Origin of the sequence: Segatella copri, from assembly GCF_019249765.2 — a bacterium.
Classification (GTDB): Bacteria; Bacteroidota; Bacteroidia; order Bacteroidales; family Bacteroidaceae; genus Prevotella; species Prevotella copri_K.
The window spans coordinates 2,470,654-2,495,366 of sequence record NZ_CP152484.1; the positions used below are offsets into that span (position 1 = coordinate 2,470,654).

The 24,713-nt window shown below is 42.6% G+C and carries 24 protein-coding genes; 14 read left to right on the top strand and 10 right to left on the bottom strand.

From position 1 onward, the window contains the following. Nucleotides 1-15: 15 nt before the first annotated feature. The 9 genes from KUA46_RS10730 to tnpC all read right to left on the bottom strand — a co-directional run bounded on the left by KUA46_RS10730 (nt 16) and on the right by tnpC (nt 9,764). Complete coding sequence (locus KUA46_RS10730) at nt 16-642, bottom strand: hypothetical protein (RefSeq protein WP_218487639.1); 627 nt, start codon at nt 640-642, stop codon at nt 16-18. A gap of 144 nt (nt 643-786) precedes the next feature. Further along, nucleotides 787-1,566 carry a PrsW family glutamic-type intramembrane protease gene (locus tag KUA46_RS10735; protein WP_434725792.1) on the bottom strand — a complete coding sequence of 260 codons (780 nt, stop codon included), beginning with the start codon at nt 1,564-1,566 and terminating at the stop codon, nt 787-789. A 15-nt stretch (nt 1,567-1,581) separates the two neighbouring features. Continuing rightward, entirely contained in the window at nt 1,582-3,159 is a 1,578-nt protein-coding gene (locus KUA46_RS10740; RefSeq protein ID WP_218487981.1) for an IS1634 family transposase, read from the bottom strand. Then, the gene (locus KUA46_RS10745) at nt 3,146-3,823 is read right to left on the bottom strand and encodes a hypothetical protein (RefSeq protein WP_434725793.1); all 678 of its coding nucleotides are present in this window, start codon (nt 3,821-3,823) and stop codon (nt 3,146-3,148) included. The genes KUA46_RS10740 and KUA46_RS10745 overlap by 14 nt, the downstream gene beginning before the upstream one ends. A 6-nt stretch (nt 3,824-3,829) precedes the next feature. Then, nucleotides 3,830-4,273: a hypothetical protein gene (locus KUA46_RS10750; RefSeq protein ID WP_218487962.1), complete on the bottom strand. Its 444-nt coding sequence runs from the start codon at nt 4,271-4,273 to the stop codon at nt 3,830-3,832. Nucleotides 4,274-4,277: 4 nt separating this feature from the next. Then, complete coding sequence (locus tag KUA46_RS10755) at nt 4,278-5,753, bottom strand: helix-hairpin-helix domain-containing protein (protein ID WP_218487963.1); 1,476 nt, start codon at nt 5,751-5,753, stop codon at nt 4,278-4,280. An 11-nt stretch (nt 5,754-5,764) separates the two neighbouring features. Next, a complete protein-coding gene (locus tag KUA46_RS10760) occupies nt 5,765-7,195 on the bottom strand; it encodes a PP2C family serine/threonine-protein phosphatase (RefSeq protein ID WP_218487964.1) in 1,431 nt (476 codons plus the stop codon). Nucleotides 7,196-7,199: 4 nt separating this feature from the next. Continuing rightward, a complete protein-coding gene (locus KUA46_RS10765; protein ID WP_334650144.1) occupies nt 7,200-8,237 on the bottom strand; it encodes a TerY-C metal binding domain-containing protein in 1,038 nt (345 codons plus the stop codon). A 51-nt stretch (nt 8,238-8,288) separates the two neighbouring features. After that, nucleotides 8,289-9,764: an IS66 family transposase gene (gene tnpC / locus KUA46_RS10770; RefSeq protein ID WP_434725783.1), complete on the bottom strand. Its 1,476-nt coding sequence runs from the start codon at nt 9,762-9,764 to the stop codon at nt 8,289-8,291. Nucleotides 9,765-10,205: 441 nt separating this feature from the next. On the opposite strand from tnpC, the gene KUA46_RS10775 reads away from it, so the two are divergent. Both KUA46_RS10775 and KUA46_RS10780 read left to right on the top strand, forming a co-directional pair. Beyond that, nucleotides 10,206-10,973, top strand: a complete 768-nt coding sequence (locus KUA46_RS10775) for a BACON domain-containing protein (protein ID WP_218487612.1) — start codon at nt 10,206-10,208, stop codon at nt 10,971-10,973. A gap of 63 nt (nt 10,974-11,036) precedes the next feature. Continuing rightward, on the top strand, nt 11,037-11,990 hold the full coding sequence (locus KUA46_RS10780; RefSeq protein ID WP_071122641.1) for a hypothetical protein: 954 nt from the start codon (nt 11,037-11,039) through the stop codon (nt 11,988-11,990). 72 nt (nt 11,991-12,062) lie between these two features. Here the strand turns inward: KUA46_RS10780 and KUA46_RS10785 are convergent, their stop codons facing one another. Continuing rightward, entirely contained in the window at nt 12,063-12,686 is a 624-nt protein-coding gene (locus KUA46_RS10785) for a M23 family metallopeptidase (protein WP_071122640.1), read from the bottom strand. Between the two features lie 283 nt (nt 12,687-12,969). On the opposite strand from KUA46_RS10785, the gene KUA46_RS10790 reads away from it, so the two are divergent. From KUA46_RS10790 to KUA46_RS10845, 12 genes are read left to right on the top strand one after another with little or no spacing between them, the layout of a single operon-like run. Beyond that, on the top strand, nt 12,970-13,728 hold the full coding sequence (locus KUA46_RS10790; RefSeq protein WP_071122639.1) for a DUF4099 domain-containing protein: 759 nt from the start codon (nt 12,970-12,972) through the stop codon (nt 13,726-13,728). Between the two features lie 26 nt (nt 13,729-13,754). Next, nucleotides 13,755-13,979, top strand: a complete 225-nt coding sequence (locus tag KUA46_RS10795; protein WP_071122638.1) for a hypothetical protein — start codon at nt 13,755-13,757, stop codon at nt 13,977-13,979. 12 nt (nt 13,980-13,991) lie between these two features. After that, a complete protein-coding gene (locus KUA46_RS10800; protein ID WP_071122637.1) occupies nt 13,992-15,533 on the top strand; it encodes a hypothetical protein in 1,542 nt (513 codons plus the stop codon). Between the two features lie 12 nt (nt 15,534-15,545). Next, nucleotides 15,546-16,703, top strand: coding sequence for a toprim domain-containing protein (locus KUA46_RS10805; protein ID WP_217313241.1), 1,158 nt, complete (start codon nt 15,546-15,548; stop codon nt 16,701-16,703). 30 nt (nt 16,704-16,733) lie between these two features. Further along, a complete protein-coding gene (locus KUA46_RS10810) occupies nt 16,734-17,222 on the top strand; it encodes a PH domain-containing protein (RefSeq protein ID WP_071122635.1) in 489 nt (162 codons plus the stop codon). Continuing rightward, nucleotides 17,203-17,901 carry a hypothetical protein gene (locus KUA46_RS10815; RefSeq protein WP_071122634.1) on the top strand — a complete coding sequence of 233 codons (699 nt, stop codon included), beginning with the start codon at nt 17,203-17,205 and terminating at the stop codon, nt 17,899-17,901. The genes KUA46_RS10810 and KUA46_RS10815 overlap by 20 nt, the downstream gene beginning before the upstream one ends. A gap of 20 nt (nt 17,902-17,921) precedes the next feature. Further along, nucleotides 17,922-18,596, top strand: coding sequence for a hypothetical protein (locus KUA46_RS10820; RefSeq protein ID WP_218487613.1), 675 nt, complete (start codon nt 17,922-17,924; stop codon nt 18,594-18,596). An 18-nt stretch (nt 18,597-18,614) separates the two neighbouring features. Then, on the top strand, nt 18,615-19,274 hold the full coding sequence (locus tag KUA46_RS10825) for a hypothetical protein (RefSeq protein ID WP_022121737.1): 660 nt from the start codon (nt 18,615-18,617) through the stop codon (nt 19,272-19,274). A gap of 19 nt (nt 19,275-19,293) precedes the next feature. Further along, entirely contained in the window at nt 19,294-20,121 is an 828-nt protein-coding gene (locus KUA46_RS10830; protein WP_153137221.1) for a M23 family metallopeptidase, read from the top strand. 11 nt (nt 20,122-20,132) lie between these two features. Continuing rightward, nucleotides 20,133-20,432, top strand: coding sequence for a hypothetical protein (locus KUA46_RS10835; RefSeq protein ID WP_217317129.1), 300 nt, complete (start codon nt 20,133-20,135; stop codon nt 20,430-20,432). After that, entirely contained in the window at nt 20,432-22,258 is a 1,827-nt protein-coding gene (locus KUA46_RS10840) for a hypothetical protein (RefSeq protein ID WP_022121735.1), read from the top strand. The genes KUA46_RS10835 and KUA46_RS10840 overlap by 1 nt, the downstream gene beginning before the upstream one ends. Nucleotides 22,259-22,285: 27 nt before the next feature. Then, nucleotides 22,286-24,703, top strand: a complete 2,418-nt coding sequence (locus tag KUA46_RS10845; RefSeq protein WP_022121734.1) for a zincin-like metallopeptidase domain-containing protein — start codon at nt 22,286-22,288, stop codon at nt 24,701-24,703. Nucleotides 24,704-24,713 lie beyond the last annotated feature (10 nt).

Below are 24,713 nucleotides of genomic sequence, written 5' to 3' on the forward strand. Positions count from 1 at the left end.
AAAGTTCAACTATAACTATGCAATAGCTTGCTTAGATACTATATTGTTCACATTCTGCATATGTGAAATCGGCGTACCTTTAGCACCACTCATCGCAATTGTTGCAATACCTCTCAAGAATCCACAATCATAGGATTGTAATGGAATGGAAGCCTCATTTGCATTATTACGAAAATCTAACTCAAGTTGACTCAACTCTTCTTTGTGAGCATTTATCAGCGACATGGTCTTTTCGATTTCAGCAACGGTGGTCAACAAACCAGCAGCATTGCAATTATCAATACGTACCTGCAAGTCTTGCTTCATTACATCATAGTTGAGGTTGATTTCTCTGAACACCATGAGTATCTTATTACGAATGAGACTCATATTTAAATCACGGAAAGCCAAGTCACTCTTGACCATAGCATCAGCAAAGCCCTTATCCTCATAATTCTTATGAAGATAACCATAGATAACATCTATAGGCCAACCTGTTGCATAAGAAACTGTCAAAGGCTTATTCTCTCTTGAAGCCTCTTCTTTTACTGGTGCAACACTCTCAACCACCTCCTTTGCTTCAGAAGGTTCTACTACTGGAAGTGAAACTGTAGCTGCGCTCTCGTTATCACTTTTCTTGTTAAAGATATTAAAGATTCCCATAATCTTGATTTTTTAAATGTTATTATTTTTATTTTCTGGTGCAAAGGTATTGCTTTTCTTTCAACAAGACCGAGAACCCCTAACGTTACACTCACTATACACTCTTTGACACTAACATTTGCATGCAAGGTTATAAGTCATTCTTTATTGCCTTAATTTCGACTGATAATCAACGCTTTGCTTCAAATACATCATCAAAAGCATCAAACCCAAGAACACCATAACAAGCGAAATAGCCCCTAAATCAGCAAAGGAATCATATAACCCATGAACTATAGCAGGAATACTGATTGCAAGAACATATAATCCTCGTCTATACTTTGGATAGAGATGAGCAAACGACAAGAAATAACCTGCAATACCGCACCAACAAGCATGAAGGAACGGCAAACTTGTCAATCTTGCAATGTTCAGGAAGAACGAAACATCATACGTCTGCTCAGCATTTACCGTCATCTGATATTGAACTCCTTCAAAAACTCCAAAAGAGATTCCTGCCATCAAGCCATAAAACACCATCGTTTGAGGTATTAACGGTTCCTTTGCCTTCCTTAATATAATAAGGAGCGGTATCATCTTTCCTAATTCTTCCGTAAGTCCAACTCCAAAGACGTACCCAAGAAGATTAAAAGGAAAATGCACACCTGTAAAAGCATAGAAAGGATTGACTTTAGGTAATCCTAACAAATCCCATGCAACAAACACACAAAGTTGAGTCAAAAAGAATACATTCAAAGTTGTCTTCAACTTGACCTGATGAGTTTTGAAACAAGCATAGAAGAACAAGCCCCAAATTATTGAGAAGTACAATGAGACCTCATAAAAAATGAAAAATCCTCCTAATGGTATGGTCATGATAATCATTGGCAACAATCCCACTAAAGCCAAGATTAAGAATCGCTCCTGACTTTGACTATGCGTCACCCATCTTGGATTTTTCTATTTTTCGGGGGCAGAATCGTCACTTTTGCCCCCGTCTAGTATCTTTTGAACATCAAACAAGGGCTTGATAGAGTGTTGGGCAGGAGTCAGCAGCAATGTTTCTTGCCTGACCTTCCCATTATTCGGCATGTTGATTCTGATAGTAGCTATGGTCTTAGCAATTTTCAAAACTGAATCTACACTTTTGTTTATCTTGGCAATTTTTAAGATACGCTCCAGTTCTTTATACACCTTGTATGCAATGAAGCATATGCAGATATGTGCCTCTATTCTTTTCTCTGTGAAATGAAAGATGGGGCGTGCCTCCAAGTTCCCTTTGGTTACACGAAAGGCTCGTTCCACGACCCATAGACCGTGGTATTGTTCGACAACTTCCTTTGGTGTGATGGAAGTATTGGTTATATAACCTTTCAAGCCATCCCACTGTGAATCTTCCTTGATTTTGTCTTCGCTGATAACTACATCTATGTCTTTGCTGATTTCCAAGAATTTATTATAGCCACGCTTATTTACGGAGGCTTTTGTGATTTTTCCATTTGCATATGCCTTCTTGAGCCTTGCCACTCCCTTATCACGATTATGTGCATCCTTCTTTGCTCGTTCTTCGGAATAGCCGAGGATCAATCTTGCATTGTCACCATATCTGTATTCGTGAAATTTTCCAGGCATCTTGTCTTGCTGCAAGATCCATTCTTTTATCTGCTCAGACTCTGTATGAATACGAGCACCTATTATATATTTGTATCCTGCATCCTCCAGTAACTTTACATTGCGCTTACTCATGAGCCCTGCATCAGCCACCACTACAAAATCGTCCAGAAAGAAGCGTTGTATGAAATCATCTATGATAGGTAGCATGGTGTATCCCTCGTATTGGCTTCCATTGAAAATACAATACGACAGAGGATAGCCATCACGGCTGACCAAGAGGCCTAGCACTATCTGCGACTCTGATGTCTTGCCATCCTTTGAAAAACCAGACTCTCGCAGCACATCTGTTCTACTGGTCTCAAAATACAGTGTGGTCACATCATAGAACATCAGACCTACATGTCCACCGAGTATGCGCTTGGTGTGCTCTACACTGATGCGTTGTACCTCTTCTTTTTGGGTATAGTACAACTTGTCCATGTAGCGATAAAGCTTATACAACTCGACATCTTCATCAAAGTATGACTTCAGGTAATCTACTGTTGCGTGTTTGCTCATGGGTTGAGAGATGCGAGCGATAACCAAATGGCGAAGTATGGAATCTTGAATTTGGTTGAAACCTATGCTGTCATATACTTGGTTTAGGATAATTTGGTGTCCATTTAGAAGCAGGGAGTCTATGTTAGACAGTACTCGTTCTGTCTCTTCCTCTTCGTTTTGCTTGATGTCTGGTTCTGTGAAGTTAATCTCTTGCTGTCCACCATAAGTTCTTATCCATTTGTTCGCTTCTAGGCACAGAGCATCCGCTTCGGCATCTGTCTTCGCAACACCGAAACTCTTGATTTCACGGAACTTGCCATTGCTCTTGTCCACCACAAGCACTCCGATATGCCCACTGCGGTGCTTCTTCTTACGTACAAACATGGTGCAAAGATACAAAAAATAGTCGTTGCGTCACCCATTTACAGAGATTATTTTTGCTAAATGCCTGAAAATTAGGATATGTTATTTTATAGGTACACATTTTGTCAAAGTCAGGAAAAGGAAAATGCACACCTGTAAAAGCATAGAAAGGATTGACTTTAGGTAATCCTAACAAATCCCATGCAACAAACACACAAAGTTGAGTCAAAAAGAATACATTCAAAGTTGTCTTCAACTTGACCTGATGAGTTTTGAAACAAGCATAGAAGAACAAGCCCCAAATTATTGAGAAGTACAATGAGACCTCATAAAAAATGAAAAATCCTCCTAATGGTATGGTCATGATAATCATTGGCAACAATCCCACTAAAGCCAAGATTAAGAATCGCTGATCTGAAAGGAATTGCTTGGAAAACAACTTGGCTTTCGGGAATATTAACTCCGAACCTATCGCAGACAACTGTGCTAATACATTTCCTTTGTTTGGGACATGACTCTTTAGGTTAGCTTGTTTCAAATAAAAGCCAACCGTCCGTTCAAGGCTATCACCATCGGCAATAGCCTTGTCTTGTTTTAACACCTGTCCATTGTTCACATACGAAAGTAAAGTTTTCTCATCGTATGGACCAAAGCGATGATTGTTGCGGATTACGTAAATATTCATATATCATCAGAATACTGTAGCCATTATTGCAACAATAATAGCAAATGCATAAATTCCCAAAAAGACAAGACAAATTATTCCAAAATATTTCGAAACATATCTCAGACTATCAAACATATCGTTTAATTCTTTGTTATCATCATACCTGCAAGCTGAACGAGCTTGATTGATGAAAGAAAAAATTCTCTTTAAAACAGGATAATAAATAGCAGCTAATATTATATAAATTATACCCATAGGAATACAACTTCCTGTTCCTCGATAGCCATCCATAAATCCCCAAAAGATAGCTATAATACCAACAATGGCTAAAAAGCCCATAGAGATACATCCTACTATATTTATAAATTTTATCCATTTGGTTGCTTTCAGAAGATTTTCTTTCATTTCTTCAGTTATCTTCAATCGACATTCTACTGTTTCTTCTGTTTTATTCAAATCTATAGCCATAATTTTAATTCTTTACAAGTTGAACAACTATTAATCTACCTCCTTGACTTTTATCAAGCAAAATCTGCCTACCATCTGTCAAAGGCACATATTCCCCAATACCAATAGGCTTTTTATCCGTCGCATCATACATATCTGGCAAACGGCGATTAATGAGAATCCATTGATTATTAAAGAAATGGAAGTCACCTACAGGTTTTTTATCCTCATCTGTCGTTTTCTCATTTGCAGAAACAAGACGATTAGAATGCCACTTATACAAAGTCTGCTTATCATACACCATCAATCTGTAATTCTCAGACATATACTTTCCGTGAGAAGGTGCATAATAGAAATTGAGAATAGGCAATTGCCCTTTATATTCTGTTCCACAGAAAGGACATCTTGGCTTGGTAGTATTGTCAAAGACATACCAATGCGCCTCACATTTCGGATTTTGACAAGGTTGAACCAGATCACAAGTTTTAACCAAAGCATCTTCCCATTCGGCAGCACTTGGACGAGCAGAAGGATTATGAAGTCCATCTATAAAAGCTCTATCAAATAACTTTTTCAAATACGGACCACAAATTGTATATGGTAGTTTTGTAGGGTCACCTTGTGGCAACTGACTCTTATCTAGATCTTTAGGTTTGACACGATTTGTCTTATCTGTCGGATGCTCTATAAATAAAGCCTTTTCTCCCATCGACAACTCTTCATCTTTTGCAGGATCTATATCCCATACTTTGCCACCTCGCAGAGGATGACGATTTAGCAAGTACATATATATGAGCACAGCTAAAGCATGACGGTCTGTTGCGATACTCGGAAGTTTTTTATTAGGATCGCCAATCTTCAAGCCTTTGGTTTCCATAACCTCAGGTGCTATAAAATCAGGTGTACCTAAAACTCCTGCATCATATTTTCCAGGAACAACCAATTCATCAGCATCAATAATACAAGAATTACCAGAAATAGGATCTACAAGCACATTTTTATACGATAAATCAGAATGAGCAAGACCGGCAGCATGCAACCTTCTGACAGCACGAGCTAGTTTTAAACACATGTGTAAATCAGAAAGCCAAGTACCCTTTTGGTCTGCTGGGACAAAACGATTTCTCAATTTTGCAGATGCAAACCATTTACCTTCTTTTTCCTTACCATCAAAGGGCCCACCTTTAAAGAAATACTTACTTGGATAAAAGGGTAAGACCACACCGATCTTTCCATTCCATTCAACAAGTCGATCTGGCATAATTAAATAGTCTTTCCAATATTTACCCTCTACAGTCTCAAATATTCGTTTATGGTAAGGGCCTACAATATTTTCCAAACGATTTTTATCACTTGGTGAAAGAGTCTTTCGATAAAAAGCGACAACGTATGTCTTGTCTATTGAAAAATAAACATCCTTGACACCACCTTGAGCTTTGATTTCATCATAAAACTCAACGGTTGTGCCATCAGATGCCTTTAATATTACTTTGTTTGCCATAATATACTTTTCTAATACAATATTGCAATCGTTCTATCATCATGGTTACCTGGTGACCAGAAGTCTAGCCAGTTAAGAAGTTGTTCTTTGGCTGCTTCATTATCATCAGACAGATCCACCCCTTTTTCCTTTAAATCATTCCAAAGTGCATCCCATTTATCAGGATTATTCAAGTTTGCGTCTGTTTCAAACTTTGGGTCACTCACACCATCAGTCATTAAGAACAAAGCGGTAAAATCTGGGACGATTTTGCATTTCAAACGTCCATAGAACTCTTTAGGGTCACTAAAAATATCTGTCATAGTCAAGAAACGAGTTTGCCCTGCATATTCTCCCTCATCAGGGTCCCCCAACAACGATGAAGTATGACTTTCTTGATCATATAAGCACATCGCGCCATCTCCAACCCAAAACGAAGCCACAAACCACCCAAAGTCAAATTTCTTACAAATTGCCAGTAACAATGTTGTAGCATAAGCCTTAGAAGGTATTTGCTGAAGTTTTGCTTCTTCATTGATAGCTCTATGAGCTTTTAATGCGGCATTTCCAACAATACGATATATATCTGCACTTATGAGTTTTCCTGCTTCAACAGAGCCTTGATCCAAATGCCATAAGTTGATATTATCTTCAAAACTTTGACATTTAGCTAATTCTTCTTCACAATGTTTTATTACAGTCTCACAAGCTATTCGAGAACCCTCACGAGAATATTTGGCAGAACCAGCTCCATCAGCAACAGCCATAATATACCAGCCATTTTCAAGATGAGCCATTTTGAAATGGTCATCACGAGGTTTTGCTTCTTGGGCATGAGAACGACCACGCTTGCTGGCTGCTACAATATCCTTTTGAGGAGCTCCATCATTCAAAGCCTCAACCTTCACATATTCACATTGTACATCTTCATTCTGATACTGTGGTTCAGGCATATTTTCCCAATCCACAGGTAAATTCTTCCACAATTTACGTGGGTCTTGATTGATGACAAAAGGAATCTTACGTTCTAAGACGGGTCTATCTTCTGGCAAAAATATACCTTTATATTTATAGCATAGCGTCAGTTCAAATGTTGATTCTGCCGTTGTTGTACCGCCATTACGCAATGGCTCCAATGTTGGCAAACCACAAATTGTAAAACTATGTCCATCCTCTGCCACAGTTATTGTTAAGCCATGCATTTCTTCTGATATGCCGTTTACATCAACAAGCACCATATTTTCATCAGGAACGTTCACTGTCTGTGAATATTCCTTTCCTTCTTTAGCATTCGGTATCGAAAATGCTAAAGACTTTACTTTATTTTCTGCAACTAAAATATTGTCCATCAGATGTTCTTTATATTGATTCCACAATTTGTCTGAAAGGAACTTCAAGAAGTCTTCCACCTTCTCGTCGTTCTTCCCTTGACAAACTATATCTATTATCTTTTCTACATTCATAGCTTTATCCTCTTCCTCTTGTTATATCAGTTCCACCTGCAGCAATTTCACCCAAAGAGCCTTCCATACCACACCAAGGGCAAGCTGTCGTATTTCCGTCTGAACACATAATATTACCACATTCACAGACCACTACACCTAATTGTGCGCCACAACAAGGACAGGTTGGTACACCACGCAAAGCTGTAGTATTGATACTCTGGTTAGAATTTCCATCAGACAAGCTATTATATGTTTCTTCATCTATAGGATAAGCACCAACCAACTTAAACTCATTCTTCAATAAGCCAAGGTTTCCGTAATCCATGTCCTTGTACTCTGCCATTCGTTTTGCATATTTTACGAGATAAGTTTTCTTGGTATTGGAGCATTTGCCTACCAACACTACAAAATTCTCATCTATGATACAAGGCTTAGAAGTATCTACCTTTTCAAGATTTATACCAGATGTAGGTGCCAACTTTACTTCATCATCACCCATATCCGTCACAGAAACGCTTGTTGCCTTGATGGAAGCAGTAACCCATTTGAAGAATGACTTGAACGAAATTTCATCAGTATTATTCAAACGAAGCACATTATCTGATATTTGTCCCAGCAACTGCGTATTCGCATTATCACCGATAGATATTGCTACAATATTAGCAGAATGACGATACTTCTGATTCCAACGAATGAAAGCAGGAGTTGGATCATCTGTAGGAGTTCCATCTGTAAAGAGGAAAATGATTGGTTTCCAATCACCTTTTTTCTCCAAGGTTGTCTTCACTAACGACTTGTCCATATCATCCATCAAAAAGTTAAGAGCAGCACCTAAAGACGTACCTCCACCAATAGGAAACGTTGGAGGATAGAATTTATACAATTCCGTCAAAGGCGCTACACTTTTTGCTTTACCAGCAAAAGCTATCACTGATATATATGCAGTTTCAAGAGCATACGGATCGGTACGCAATTCTTGAACTATCATTCTCATACCATCCTGCACTTGCTGGATTGGCTCTCCTACCATTGACTCTGATACGTCAACGAGGAAATATATAGGTAATCTTCTCGTAACTACTCAGCACCCCTATGGGCATGAGTAATCGTCTTACTGTTGTACTACAGCAAGAATTGCATTGAATTTAGAATTTCCGTTCTTCATAGCAGTTTCAGCAATGGAGTGCAACTTGGCAAAATCATCGGCACCGCTGTCTGTTCGGAAGCAACCGCTGACTTTCTGCTTTATCTTGATTTTCCTAACTCCCCGCTCACTGGCATTGTTCTCGTAAGGCACACTTGGATTGGAGAGAAAGGTAAATAGGTAGTCTTTGACTTTAAGGATACCCCTCTTGAATTTCTCAAACTCGTTATCTAAATGCGTGAGGCTTTCACCCAAGAGGTTCTTCATCTTTGTCTTCAGTACCTTTATCTTTCTAGAGGTAATGTTGTCCTCTCTTCTGAGATTTATAGAGTGTTCTATCAGATGGATGAATCTCCGTGACCAGTTCTGGTTTGGATCCAGTTCGTTCAGATACTCTGCATTCCTAAGAAGATGAGCCAGGCAGACCTGATGGTCCTTAACATTCATCTTGAAGTAGCTCTGATGTCTGTCAGTCACAAGTGTCGAATAGGGAAGTCCCTTTGGAAACCTGGAATCTATGGCCTTCTGACCTCGCGATTCTGACTGGAACACGTATGTAAGCAGGTCGTTCTGGAATATCCAGTTCCAATGCAGATGCTTTCCTACCGTAGCACCAGTTTCATCGGCTCCTACGACAGACGCTGTTTCCAGCCTCTTGCGTATTTCCTCATATGCACAGTCTGCCTTGCCGCTATTCTCTTTGAGTATGTTCTGCACTGTACCCTCACTTATATTCTGGCCGGACAGGTCGGATATAAGTTCTGCAATCCTTTTGAACGGAATACACTGCACTACATTAAGGTATGTCACCAGTGCACGGAGGTTGTCACCATACTTGATACGACAGTTGGGAGCTTCGCAGTTGTTTACGCAACCGCATTCACAGACCTTCTCGTAATACTGTTCCTCGCAGGTCTCTACGACCACCTTGATATCAACAATTTGTGTCTTACGGATCTTCTGGCATGGTATATCAATCAAGAGCCGACCACAGCATTTACAATAGACTGGTTCGTGCTTTACAATTACGTCTGGTTCTGCTATAGTCTGCAGTGTGTGACCCTTGTGGCCAGGCTGTCCACCGCTCGGCTTTCCGCTTGGCTTGCGAAGAGACTTTGTCCTGCGCAGCTCACGGGAAGCGATACTTTCTTGGGATGGAGGGATACTGCTGTTACTGCTGTTTTTCTCGGGCTTTCCTGGTGTACTTGATGTATCGTCATCAGCTCCCTCGAGTTCCTTGATGCGCTCTTTAGCAACGGCAAGTTCTGCCTTTGTGGAAGCAAGTTCTGTCTTTAGATTATGTATCTCCACGTCCTTCTGGTTAATGACACGGTTGAGGCGTCCGATCTCCTCAGTCTTCTCGGAGTCGGACTTCTCAAGTTTGCGCAGACGCTGGTTTATCTGGCGCAAAACAACATCTATGTCAGTACAGTCGCTTGCCATTTTTTTGGTGCAAAGATAAGCATTTTTCTCCACATGGCAAAATCACGATTTACATCCATTAACGCAGACTTTTGACTTACGGGGAATGCAAAAACGCATCTCCTGGCAGATAATCTGTTGAAAGGCGATAATAGACAAAGGAGACATGTTGGAGGCATCATCGGAAAAGAACTCGTTAAATGAACTGTTTTAAACAGCCTACGTCCTCATCGACTCAATCATTAAAAAGTTTGTAATGATGAAGAAAATAAGCAAAATCAAGTTTATGCTTTATTAACGAGAAGTTTTCTATAGGGGTGCTGAGTAGTTACAAATACAACCAACTAGTATAAATTATCTTAAATAATGACACAGCTATATATGAAATATCGCAAAAGAATCAAATGGTTAGTACTTGTATATTGCTTTATTATGTCTATTAACTGTTTGGGACAAAACAAATTGAATCGTAACCAGATACTTGATGTAGCAAGGACTCATCTGCAGAATCACAATAATGCTCCAGCCGTTGATTCCGTAAAATGTGATTCATCTACTACAAAACTTACTTTGGAAATTATAGACAATTCGATATCTCAATCTTATATGATTATATTTACAAAAAAAACGATAGAGATAAAAGTCTATAATATAGATACCATTCTATATAGAAGTACTTTCGAATATCATGAATCTTCATTTGAAAAGCTAAAGGAAACTGTCAATAATTACAGGCTTAAAAAAGTAGAACCTTATAATTATGATTTAACAGATGAAAACACTATACTTCGTTTGTATTGCGGTGATAAATTATCAACGTCTGTAGAGTGTTATAATAAAAGAACTAATATTATAGGAGACTTCAAAAAATTAATTTCTGAAATAAAGAAAATGATACCAGAATGGTCGTCTATAGTAGATTTGTGCAAGAAATCTGAGGCACTTAACGATTCACTTTCATCATTGCCTAATACAATTTGTACTACAATATCTTTAAGTGATAAGTTCCTTTCATTTAAAAGTAAAGGTGGTGAATATAAAAAAGTAAAAATAACTTGTAATAGAGATTGGGAATTGCTTGCATTTCCTAAATGGGTAATCGTTTCAAGAAATAATTATGATGAGATTGTCGTAGAGTCTACAAAAAATAATACCTCCCAAAAAAGAATTGGCGAGATAGAGGTTGGATGTTTAGGAGAAGTAAAGAAAATAACTATCTTGCAGAAATAGCCTTATTATTTTAGGCAAACAAAAAATGAGCTAATAATATACGAAAAAAATTAAGGACATACCATGCTGTTACCGAAATTCGATATATTAAATAAAATAAAAAAAGAAAGAACCATAACACTTGCAAATGCGATAATTATCGCATTTGCTGCTTTTGTTGTATTTACAGTTTTACAAACATTGGGAATAGTAAATTTATTTCTATTGGGATATACTGTTTGTTCGTGGATTGGCATTTTTATATTTTCCGTTATGATAACCTGGTGTTTTAATACTCAGCCTAATATAGTAAGATCTTGTATAACAATATTAATTTCAATGTTGTTTTTATTTTTATACACAACACTAGCAAGAACAAAACCTAATGTGATTTCCTATATAAATGCATTTGGGCTTGCGATTTTTGTTTCTTTCATCATATGTTTCATCTATATATTTCCTTTTTCATCGAAAAACTCGAATGAAAAAACACAGAATAAAGAATTAGACAAACCTCAAAATTTAATAATCGCCATCTATCAAGGACGATACAATACAAGAAATGATTTATTCAGATTCTATACAAACTATACAAGTAAAAAAGACACATTTATAGATTTATTGAATGTTATTTGCGAAGTGTGCATAGAATCAATAAACAATCAAGATTTGTCTCAGATAATAAAAGAGCGTTGCCAAAAGGTTTACTCTATTGTCAAGCCCATATTGGAAGAAGAAAAGGACGTTGAGTATCTTATGAATGTTACAGGAAAGGAACGAGATTCCCTCATGTTTTTACATAATTCTTCCAAAAAATTAGACGTATCAAAGCAAGAGGCTGTTATTCGCCATCTCTCGATTATTGCAGATTCTATAATAATCACAAAAAATAAGTTAACTGAAGAGAACAACCGCAACACACAATCATTAACCCTATCAATGATAGGAATTATTTTAACCATACTATTTTCTTTGCTGTCTTTACTTTCTACAGAAAATTTTTCTGCACTACATATTTATATGGATTACATAAAATAAATACCATCTATCACATATATATACGTGGTTTATTGTACAACAATGATAAAAAAGTTTTTTCGTTCTTAAAAGTTATATACTCTCAATAATTTTCAAAAGGATGGTAGGATTGATACTCCTGCCACCCTTTTTGCATGTAAGGTGGAGATGACTGCCAGTACTACGACCGGTATTGCCAGTGACTCCAACAATGATACCGGGATAAACATATTCTCCTTTACGAACTATGATAGAAGACAAATGACAATAGCTGACGTGGTAATTGCCATGCCGCAATGTAACATAGTTACCAGAACGATTGTCATACCCTACCTTTTCGACAATACCATCCATCATAGCATAGGCAGGTTCGTTCTTCGCACGAAGATCCAAACCGTTGTGCCATGATAGTTTACCTGTAAAAGGGTCACGACGATAGCCATAAGGACTGGTGACTTTGATTGATTTCAGTGGATAAGTGAAGCTTGGATAGCTACTTGTCCACTGTTTTTGTTTGTTATCCACAGAATCTGTTTCCTGTTGTGGCAGATTTGCCGTGACGAAATCTACCTGATTATTTGCAGGAGGCAGAAACATCTCCTCCACTTTCTTGACTTTGTAACGGCATGCGTTATCGCTGACGGTATTGAACTGCGCCTTCGCACTCGATACCGCCAGACAACTTATTGCCCATAATGCCATTATTTTCCTATTCATAGTGCAAAGTTAGGGAAAGAAATCAAGAGTGATACACGATGCAGTAAAAGTATAACATAAAATAAGATTAAAGTATGATTGAGAGTATGAAATGATGATATAATCATAATAAAATGGAAAAGATTGGGCAGAAGAACGTAGGCTTTCTTGTATTCATTACTCTTGGGCTATCTTTGCATAAGACAAACTGCACTCGGCAATAAGAAAGTAAACTTTCATTGCGCTCGTTTGCATTGTCTTTGCATGGCTATATGCAAAGTATCATTCAAAATATAATCAGAATATGAAAAGAAACTCATTTGAAGAAAGCGAAGTGCCGTATCAGACACTTGCAAAGTTCGGTCTTACCCATGAGATGATAGAAGACCTGCCGATGCATGCCTTGGATGACATCAGCAATGGTCGTCCATCGCCAGTATTGCCTGTGAGCATGGAAGTAAACGAGGGTTACAGTATCAAGAGCAGAACCCGATTCGCCTTGGTAAGAATGGCAGATGGAAACGTGGATGTGATGTTCTATCCTGTGTTGAAGTATGCCCCATTGGACAAATTCACCAAGGAGCAGCAGGAACTGTTGAAGCAGGGCAAGGCTGTGGTGGCAGATGTGGATATACCAGATGGCACACATGTCAAGGCTTTTGTACAGATTGACAGAGAGACCAATCAGGTTATGGCAGTGCCGACACCAGTGATTGGTAGAAACTTGCAGGTGCTATCTGACGAACTCTGTCTTGGAGGAACAGAACTAAAGAGCATCCAAAATGGCGAGGCACTGACATTTGCCGTAGAAGACGAGCCTGTGACCGTAGGCATCGACCTGAAGAGTGATACTGGCATCCGCTTCGCCAACGGTGATGGTGAACAGTGGCGCAAGGAGGGCAAGCGAGAGTGGGACAAATACACCTTCGGCATCTATGGCTGTTGGGTAATGGATGATGACGGTAATCTTGACTATGTTCCAGAGGAGGAATATACCGAAGAACTGTGGAATGAGCAGAAAAAAGCAGCAGGAAGACATGCTTCTGTCGTTGCAAGAAAGTAAAGTGAAACATCAAACTTAGGGAAGAAATGAGAAAAGGACCTTATTATACAGAAGACATTCTCGTAGAGAAGATGCAGAGCGGCGAATATGGTTGGCTTGATTATGTGAACCATTTCAGTGAGGAATGGCAGAACGAGTATGAGGAATACTGCAAGGAACACGCCCTGTGCATCGGCAACGAGAGTGCGGAACAGTTTGTGAAGTACAAAGACGAACTGTTAGAGCAAGGAATGGAAAAAGAGAACGCTTAATACAATCATGCTATGGCGATAAGAAAGAACTTGAATCCAAGACAGATGGACTTGCAGCCAGAGATGCGTGACATCTTGATGCGCAATGGCATGCAAGCCCATATCATAGCCAACGGTGACGGTTATCAGTTAGTGGTACAGGGACATGACTCCCCACTGCTGACCTATAACCTCACCGAGAAACAGATGTTGGCATTGACCGATTGGGGAACCAACTCTGCCAACAAGAAGGCGTACAATGTCTTTACCAGCATCATCGGCAAAGACTTCTATATGCCGAGAAACCTTGCCCATGCAAGAAATGCCAATGGAAGAGTGGCTATGGGACTGCATGGATATAGGATTGGTACTGGAGAATACGGACGGTTAGGATGGAGTCCAGAGTTTTTAGGTTGGACACCGAGAATGCAGGACGGCTATCATCTACGCAGAGTCGGAGGACAGATGTTCTATGCAGGAGCACCAATGGTAGCGGAAAGACCAGACAGAAGGCTGAAACCAGGAGAGCTAACCTCTGGAGGCTATGGCTTTTACTATAAAGGACAGCAACAAGTAGCATCACAAGCAGATGTATTACAAAACCTGCAAGCCGTGATGACACCTGTAGAGACACGTCCAAGAAGCAAAGAGCCAGCCAAACCCTACAAGGAACTGATAAGCTCACCTGTATATTTCTCCAACGATCAATGGCAGGAATGCCTGTCTTCACACGGTATCATCATCGATGAGAAGGCAAAGACACTCACCATCCAATCAGAAAGCACCAAAAGTGATATGGTGTATGACTTGACCGACGATGAATTGAAGGCATTGACCAACAATTCTGTCAAGCAAGTATCTGTAGCCAAACGACTGGATATATTGAATAATGTCATCAAGGACGATTTCACCGACAAGATAACGATGGATATGCTCAACAGCAAGGAGCGCATCCATATCGGTTTGCGTCCAGAGGTGCAACAGGAGTTGGACGGCAGGATGCAGTTGCAATCTACCGTTGAGCCACTGCAAGTGCAGCAAGAACCTATGAACAATAAAGTAGGTATTGTGGATGGGCAGGACTTGGACGAGAGCAAGGGGTGGTTCCGTGAAGTCATGCATGGCAGAGAAGTAACTGTTGGTGAGATACGAGTGGAGCCAGCGGAGCAAGAAGGCAAATTCCGCATGACAGCCATCATCAACGGTGAGCGAGTAAGCCACGAGATAACGCAGAAGCAGTATGACAAGTTCATGGCAGTGGATGACTACCATCGCATGAAACTTTTTTCCAAGATATTCGGTGAGGTTGATATGAAAGACCGCACCAGTTTGGGAACCAAGATTGGAGCTGCACTGTTAGCAGGATTGGGTGTTGCTGCCGAAGTAGGCAGTGAGCTACATCGTCCACATGGCGCACCTGTAGTGATAGTTGACCACCATCATGGTGCAGCACCTGCGCCACCTCGTCCCTACTTCAAGCCAGGAGTAGATACGCCAATGGATGTGGCGGCGAGAAACTTTGAGGCTGCCATGAACCAAGAAGTATTGCATCCTCACATTGGGAAAGGACTATAACGGAATACGCTTATGGCAAACAACGAACTGACATATAATGATTTCTTACAGCGTCTGAACATACAGGAGCTGCTGGTGGACGCAGGCTATCAGTTGAACAAACGAGATGGCTTGCGCTATCCGTCGTATGTAAAGGTGGACAGTTATGGACAGCGAGTGAGAGGCGACAAGTTTATTGTCACAGGCAATGGCAAGTGCTGTTTTCAGCCACCAGAGCAGAAGAACTACAACGTGATAGGTTTCATCAAGGAGCATCCGACACTGTTTGACGACTATAAGCCAGGGATGTCATTGGACAGACTGGTGAATGTGGTATGCAACAGACTGTTGAATAATCCCATTGATGTGCGTGAAAGCAGAGTGGCAGAACCCAAGCGAGAAGCCAAGCCCTTCAACCTGTCAGACTATGACATCTTGCGTTTCAACCCAAGGGAAAAGGACACCCAACGGAAACACTATCCTTATTTCAAGGAAAGAGGCATCAACATGGGGACCCAGTTCGCCTTTCACAAGCATTTCTTCTTGGCGACCAAGCGTCGAAATGACGGATTGAGCTTTGCCAATCTCGCCTTTCCACTATCCTTGCCGTCCAAGCCGGACAGCATCGTTGGATTGGAAGAGCGAGGCAGACCGAGACGAGAGGACGGCAAGGCATACAAGGGCAAGGCGGAAGGAAGCAACAGCAGTGAAGGATTGTGGATAGCCAACCTGACCGGTAAGCCATTGAAAGAAGCCACAAATATTCTATGGTTCGAGAGTGCCTACGATGCTATGGCAGAGTACCAAATCAATCCAGTGAAGAACGTGTATGTCTCGACCGGAGGTACACCGACAAAGGGGCAAATAAAGGGAATGCTGGAAGAGACCCGAAAAGCGAACCATTATTTGGGCTTTGACAAAGACGAGGCAGGACGTGGCTTTGTGAAGAACTTCAAAGCAATCGCTAAGGAAATGGGATTTACAGACTTCACGGTGCAAGCCTTTCATCCTTTGGGACAATACAAAGACTGGAACGATGCCTTGCTTGGCAAACGAGACCAACGGTTGATAGACCAAGGAGAGATAGACTTCGACTATTTCGAGTTCGCCAAGGCGCAAGAGGCTGAGAGGCAACAAGAGCAAGCCAAACAGAAGGAAAAAGAGGAACAGACATCGGGCTTCCGCAGATGAAGCATGGTGTCATTATCAAAAAGGAGAACTATGCAGCAGACATATCGGTATAGAAACATCATCATCAAGCCCCATTGGATGCAGTTCGTCATCAACGAGCTGCACTTGCTTGTGCTTATAAGCGTAGGCTTTGTATATGCAGGTATTGATGATGCCGTTCTCTCCACTTTGGTGTTTGTCCTCTCGCTCTTGCTTTCCCTATGTTTGGCATATCGAATGGTCTATCTATGCAGGATGCGGTACATCATCAGTAACGAACAATTAGTGTTTGAGCATGGCGTGTTTCATCGTGAAGTAGATTATCAGGAACTATACCGTGTGGTGGATTTCAACGAAAGTCAAACTTTCATGCAGCAACTATTCCGATTGAAAACCGTGTGCATATATTCTGGAGACAGAACGACACCAAGGCTTGACATTATCGGAGTACCGATGAAGGAAAACTTGGTAACAACTATCAGAGAACGAGTAGAAACCAGCAAACGCAGGAGGAGCATCTATGAGATTACAAATAGGTAAGATATGGTTGATGGCAATTATCGGCATAGCAACGGCATCGGAAGCCAAGGCACAATTGGTGTCATCCAATCCCTTGGAATGGATGGCATTGGCAGAAGGCAATGAACTTATCAACAGTGAGATTGAAAAGCAAATCAACGGACAGACCAAGACGGCGTTGTTGCAGAATACAATGGCTGCTGAGTTTAACCAGATACACAAATGGGAGAAGAAATACAACAGCTACTTGAAATCAGTGAACGGCTATGCCTCTTCGCTGAAAGCATGTACCCATCTGTATGATGATGGCGTGAAGATTTTCATCACGCTCGCCAAGTTGAAGACAGCTATTGCCAATAATCCGCAGGGCATTGTGGCAAGCATGAGTATGAATAACCTGTATATCGAGACGGCAACGGAATTGGTATCGGTTTTCAATCTATTGAACGATGCCGTGGCGAATGGTGGCACAGAGAATATGCTGACAGGAGCAGACCGCTCCAAGACCTTGTGGGCATTAAACGACAAACTATCTGCTTTCCAAAAGAAGCTCAACAAACTGTATCTGAGCATCCGCTACTATACAATGAGTGATGTGTGGAACAATGTCACGGCAGGGATGATAGACAGAAGTAATGGTGAGATTGCTACGCAAGCATTGGGGCGGTGGCAGAGAGCTGCCAAAGTCAGTACACCATAATAATATAAAAACATTTGAGTATGAGAACATGGATATTTTGCTTTGGCATCATGTTGCTTTCCGTCTGCAAGGTGCAAGCCCAGAACGACCCTGTGTTGGCAGGAATGATATACGCATATACAGACAAGGCTGAAAAGGAGTTGAAGAACCAGGAGAAGGTGATGCTGATGCAGACCACTGGTCATATATGGTTGAAAGAGGAAGTGGAAGGAACCACCAATCTGCAACGAGAGTTCAACAACTACTTGGACTCGTTCCGCTCCATCGTGGTGTATGCTGCACAGGTATATGGCTTCTATCACGAGATAGACCGACTGGTGGATAACTTGGGAGGATTCACCAAACAACTGGATAAACATCCGAGCAATGCCTTTGCTGTGACACTGTCAGCCAAGCGCAACAAGATCTATCGGGAGTTGATTATGGGCAGCGTGGAGATAGTAAATGACATCAGGCTTGTATGCTTGTCAGGCAACAAGATAACCGAGAAAGAACGAGTGGAAATCGTTTTCGGCATCCGCCCCAAGCTGAAGGTAATGAACAAAAAGCTGCAACGGCTGACCAAGGCGGTGAAGTACACCTCGATGGCGGACATCTGGGCAGAGATAGAGGAAGGTAGCCACGACAAGGCTGACAAGAAAACCATCGTGAAGGACTGCATGAACAGATGGAAGCGAAACGGAAAGATCAAATAACAATAAAAAGATACGACTATGAGTATATGGGCAAAGATAGCAAAGTATGGCGGCAGTGCCTTGAAAGGTGCAGGTAGTGTCGCCAAGCAAGGACTGAAATCAGCAAGCAATACGGCTGTGCATCCCACCCAAGCACTAAAAGGCGCAGGAAGTGCGATGAAAACAGCCGCTGTGGGCAGCGCAGCAGGATATGTGGCATGGCAGAACCTTGTCAACGACAAGAGCATGGTGGAGATAGCCAGTGATGTGGTGGTAGGAAAAGACACCACGGAGAAAATATCCGAAGCTGTGGAAGACGTGAAAGGACTGAAGAACAAGGCTGGAGAAGCTGTGGATGCTGTGAATGGTGCCATGGGCGACATCAACAGCAAGTGGAGCGGAATGAGCAACTTCTTCCGTGGCATCTTCGGAGGCAACGGACTGGAGATGTTCGGCAATTTCTTCAAGAACTTAGGGAAAGGAAACGTGTCTGGACTGAGCCTTGCAGGACTGGTGACAGCAGCGTTTCTCACCTTCGGACGTTTCGGATGGCTTGGCAAGATAGCAGGAGCCATGCTAGGCCTGATGCTCATCGGCAACAATTCCAACATCAAGAACATCGTCAGTGGTGATGGCGGTCAAGGAAGAAATGTGAACGAAGCAGAAACGACCACACGCAGTGGCGGCATGAAACGATAAACATAAAAACGACAACAACATGAGATATACAGAAGAAATGATGCTGCAATCAAAAAGCGGCTTTTGCATGCCCTTTGAGGAGCGAGGCAAGGATGTGGAACTGACACTTGGCTATGGCAAACAGAAGCATCCTGTAACAGGAACCGTGTTCTTCCATCACGGACTGGACTTTGAGGCAAATCACTATCTGCTGTCTGCCTTGGCAAGCGGAACGGTATCGGGCATTGGCAATGATGCGACACACGGCATCTACCAAGTGATACGCTACGGCAAGTATGAAGTGACCTATTCCCATCTTGCCAACGTGTTCGTGAATTTCGGACAAACCGTGAAGGCAGGAAACATCGTGGCATTGAGCGGTGACAGACTGCATTTCGAGGTGAAGTTTGACGGCAAGGAAATCAATCCGATTGATTTCCTGACCATGCTATATGGCAATGTGAAGGCAATGGAACAGACCGGTAAGACAGGTTTTCCTGAGTTTGAGACCTACGACATGAATATAGCCACACAGTATGACAAAGACCAGAAAGAGATAGAAGAATTGATGCTGCGCTTCATGCCATCGTATATGGAAGACCTGTATAAAGGTATGTATGTGACACCGCAACATGCAGAGCAGTCGCTAAGGAACATCTTTACCTTGTCAGCGGCGAAACACTATTTCTATGAAGCTATGCCATCCATCAGCAATCCGTTAGGCATCGGGCAAAGAGCCATGCCATTGGCTTGTAAAGTGCAGAACCTGCTGATAGCAGATTTCTTGAACTATCTGGCATTGCGGCATGGCATCTATCTGTCCACATTGAGCGAAGTCCTAAAAAAAAACTCCATGACGAAGCCGTAAGGACAAGTGGTATCATCGACCCTCTCGCAGAATTGGACATCGATGTGCAGAGCTTCGACATTCCAAGGTTGGTGAGCGTATATCCCGACCGTGCAGGAGTGAGATGGTGGACAAAGGCATGGTTCAACAACCGAGAGGAAGGAGAATGCTCCGTGGAGACAGAACTGCAGCAAGCCATCCTCTTCATCCATGACAGAATAGAGAAAGACGCTTGGCTGGAGGAATACTTTCCAAAGCAGATGGAAGTGTATCACCAAGCCATCGAGCAGACAAGAGAACAGATATTAGGTCAACTAAACGTAACGCTATAATGAGTACTATCAAGAACCCGACACGTTTTGCCGAACTGGAGTATTGCCTTCAAGAATATTTTGACGGCAAGCTGGCACTTGTGATGAAACAGGTGCGAGACGACTTGACGCACAAGCAACTGGAGGAAAGAGGCAGGTACCAGAGCAGTTTGGCAGGAGTGCTTGCTTCTGCCAATCCGTATGCTGACAACACAGACTTTGTGCTGAAACAGACAGGCAAATGGAACAGCAAAACCACAGAGGACTATTTGGAGATGTGCAACCAGAAGATATGGAAGGACAAAAACATCGTGAAGGACTTGGCTCTTCTTGCTGGCGAGTGGCGCAATGCCGTGGTGAAGGAAATTGGACGAAACAAATATGACGCTTTGTCGAAAGCCTGTGGCGAGGACTTGGCATACGCATACGTTGTGCAAAGGATGGAAGACCTGATGATTGGGAAGCTCGTCAAGGACAATACGCCCAAGTCAACGATGGACTACATCTTGCGCAAAGCTGCACAAAACAGCATTTGGGGACTGCAAGAAGAGCTCCTGAAATCACCATTGACGGCAGAGATAGAGGCTCGTGGCGAGAAAGCCTACAAACCGAGCAAGACGGAGAAGTTTGCAGGAAGGGCCACCGCCTCGGTAGTGGATGCCGTGACCATGGGCGGTATCGGTAGTTGGAAGTCATTGGCAACCTTGGTGGGGAGCGACATGGCATTGGGCTATATCCTCGATTCCAAGAAGGGAAACGGCGAACAGCGGAAAGAGCAAGCCATGGAATTGAGCATCAGCAAGGGCGTATTCGGACAGAACGGCAATGCCTTCACTGGTTTTCGCTCACAAGCCAAGAAAGTGAATGCCACCGACAATGGCTATGTCAAGACGCTCAACAGCAAACTCCATAACAAGATACATATCCCACAAAAAGCATTTACACCTATGGCATGGACAGATAACAGTTTTAAGTTTCCTTTCCAAAAAGAGCAAGAGAAACGGAACGATCCGAAATACAAGAATGTACCGCTGATAGTGGCACCCGGCAAGGAAGATGCCTATCTGGAAGAGAAAGCCAAGCACGACGCAGCCAAGGTTGCAGAAGCTGAGCGTATCATCAAAGAAAGAAATGAAACAGAGGCTCTACAAGAAGATGCAGAACAGCAACAATCGGAAGCTACGCAGCAGGAACAGCCAGAGCGTGACAACAGCAACGGATGGGAAGGACTGTTGAAGAACTTCGGACTGGACGGTTTCAGCGACATCGGCAATAACCTCGGCTATGTGATAGCCATGTTGCCCGACATCCTTGTGGGTATGTTCACAGGCAAAACGCAATCATTGGGTTTGAAAGACAACATGATGCCGATAGCCGCCATCCTTGCAGGAATGTTTGTGAAAAATCCATTGCTGAAGATGACACTCGTCGGTATGGGCGGTGCCAATCTGCTGAACAAGGCAGGACATGAAGCATTGGCAAACAAACGGGAAAGCAATGATGGAAATGCTGTATCATACGGTAATACAACAGCACAAGCAGTGCAATATAAGTCCTATCCAGACGAACCGTTGAATCCCCGAATAGCCAACCCTGTGCTACAAGGCAACTGTTTAGTGGCAACCATTGACCGAGTGCCATACACCATCCAACTGCCAGAGCATGTGGTTGGAGCATATCAAGCAGGAGCCTTACCACTCAACACCCTTGCCAATGCCGTGCTTGCCAAGAGTGACCAGATGAGACAGATGGCAGAACGCAACTATGGCGAGCAAGAAGTGAGAAATGTGAGAAACGAGGCGATGGAAAACGCAGAGCTGCGAGAAGGTATCCAACGTTCAAGATAATAAAAGAAAACGTAAAACAATCATACAATGAAAGAGAAAAGTCCACAAGAGAAGAATGCGGCAGAGCGTCAAGTGTCACTGATTACCGAGGCCCTGTCGAAAGCAGCCGACAACAAGGGTGTCTGGCTGAATGAGCAAGGAAAGCAATATCCACGGTTTTACCCAAAGGGAGCGGCAGTGAGTCCGTTCAATGCCCTCGTGATGGGATTGAACTCCGACAAGAACGGATATGCCACCAATCTGTACACGCTGTTTAGTGAAGCCAAGAAGCGAGACGAGTCTGTGATGGCGCATGAGAGAGGTGTGCCGTTCAACTGGTATGCGTGGAACAAGTATGTGAACCGACATAATCCAGAGGACATCATCAGCAGAAAGGACTACCAGGAATTATCGGCTACCGATCAGACACAGTACAAGGGCATACATAATCGGGAAATACGAGTGCTGTTCAATATTGACCAGACCATGCTGCCATTGAAAGACAAGGAGAAATATGAAGATGTGGTGAAGGCGAATGTCGGTGCAAATGAAGATAAGGCATTGCGTAGCCAAGTAAATGACTTCATCCAGAAGATGAAGGAAAACCTGATGGCGGTGCGCAAAGACGGAAGCGGAGTGGCACACTATGACACAGAAAAAGATGCTGTGTATATGCCAAAGCAAGAAAACTTTGAGCATTATAGCGATTATGTGCAGGAAATGCTGCGCCAAGTGGTGAGTGCTACAGGACATCAACAGCGACTGGCAAGGGAGGGCATGGTGATGAAAAACGGCATTGCGCCATCGGAGGATGCCGTGAAGCAAGAGAAACTGGTTGTGGAACTGGCTTCGGGCATCAAGATGATGGAAATGAGTATGCCAGCCAAGATTTCCAAGGAGAATATGGGACTGGTGGACTACTGGAACCGCGAATTGAAGGAAAATCCATGTCTGATAGATGCCATAGAGAGTGATGTGAACAATGCCTTGGACGTTATTCACAAGGCAGAGCGTGGCGAGAAAATAGAATATTCATCCTTGAAGAACGAGCAGCAGACCACCGAGATGCAATCGAAGATGCCCAAGCATTACTTTGTAGCTGATGAGATAGCCAAGCATCCTGACAGCGAACAGAAATTTGTGGTGATAATAAGGGACAAAGAAAACAAGAGTGCCGATGTGGTGTTGCCTGCAGGAGCATCATTGGAAGTGAACAATGAGGTGTCGGGCATGAGCAAGCAGCGCATTGAACATGCCTTGCAGAAGGAAGGTTTTCTGTCTGTCAAGTTCTACAATCCCGATGGTGCATTAGGCTACCATCCTGATGACGGCTATTTTGCAGGAAAGGACATCACCGTTGCAAGACTGAAGAACTGGCAATTGGAAGACATATCCAATATAGACGTAAGCGATGCCGTGAGCCAGAGCAAGCAGGTGGGCTTCGACCGCATACAGATGGTGCAGGATGACAACAAGCGTTGGGCGATGTATATCAAGCCCGAAGGACAGAAGGCTTTTTCCATCTATCCAGACAAGGCAGACCTGAACCGCTTCTTCACAACATTGAAACAAGCGCAGGACACGATGGACAGCCTGAGGGTGGAACTGGCACAGAAATACTATGCGATGGCAGAGACAAAGCCTGATCTGAAGGTGGACTTGTTTGGCAGCGGTCAGCACAACGAGGTGGACATGAACCGCATACAGAAAGTGAACGTGTTCAAGGCAAAGAACGATGTCATTCTGTGTGCAGTCACCATTGATGGCGCAGACAAGTTGCAGCCTCGTGTGGTATCGCCAAGCCAATGGCAACGAATGTGGATTGCCGAAGACAAGAACGAGTACAAAAAGCATCTTGCTGCTACCCTGTTTGCTGACATCCTGCAGAAAGGACAGACGCAGGAGCAGACTGCATCTGAGAAGCAAGTTGAGGAAACCGAGGTGAAGCAAGAAACGCAAGTCTCCACCGATAAGAATGAGGAAGAGCATCGAGAATATCATGAGGAAGAGAACAAGCAAGCTTCCTCTGAGGAAAAGACAGATATTAGGGAAGAGAAGGATGTGACTGTTCAAAGAGATAATAACGCTACTGTGGAAAAGAAGGAAGAAACAAAGGGTAAGCAGAAGGAAGAGACCAAGGACTCTCCCATCATGAAGCAATGGAAGGAGTTGAAAGCCAAGCATCCAGATGCTTTGCTGCTGTTTCGTGTAGGTGATTTTTATGAGATGTATGAACAGGATGCCAAGCGAGGAGCGGAAGTGTTGGGGATAACATTGACAAAGAGAAACACCCAAGCAGGTCCCTACATGGCTGGCTTTCCACATCATGCCTTGGACACCTATCTGCCCAAGCTTATCCGAGCAGGAGAACGAGTAGCTATCTGTGACCAGTTGGAGGCACCCAAGCAGAAGCAAGAGGAGCAAAATACTGAGGAACAGCAGCGTTCTGGCGGTATGAAACGATAATAATGAGGAT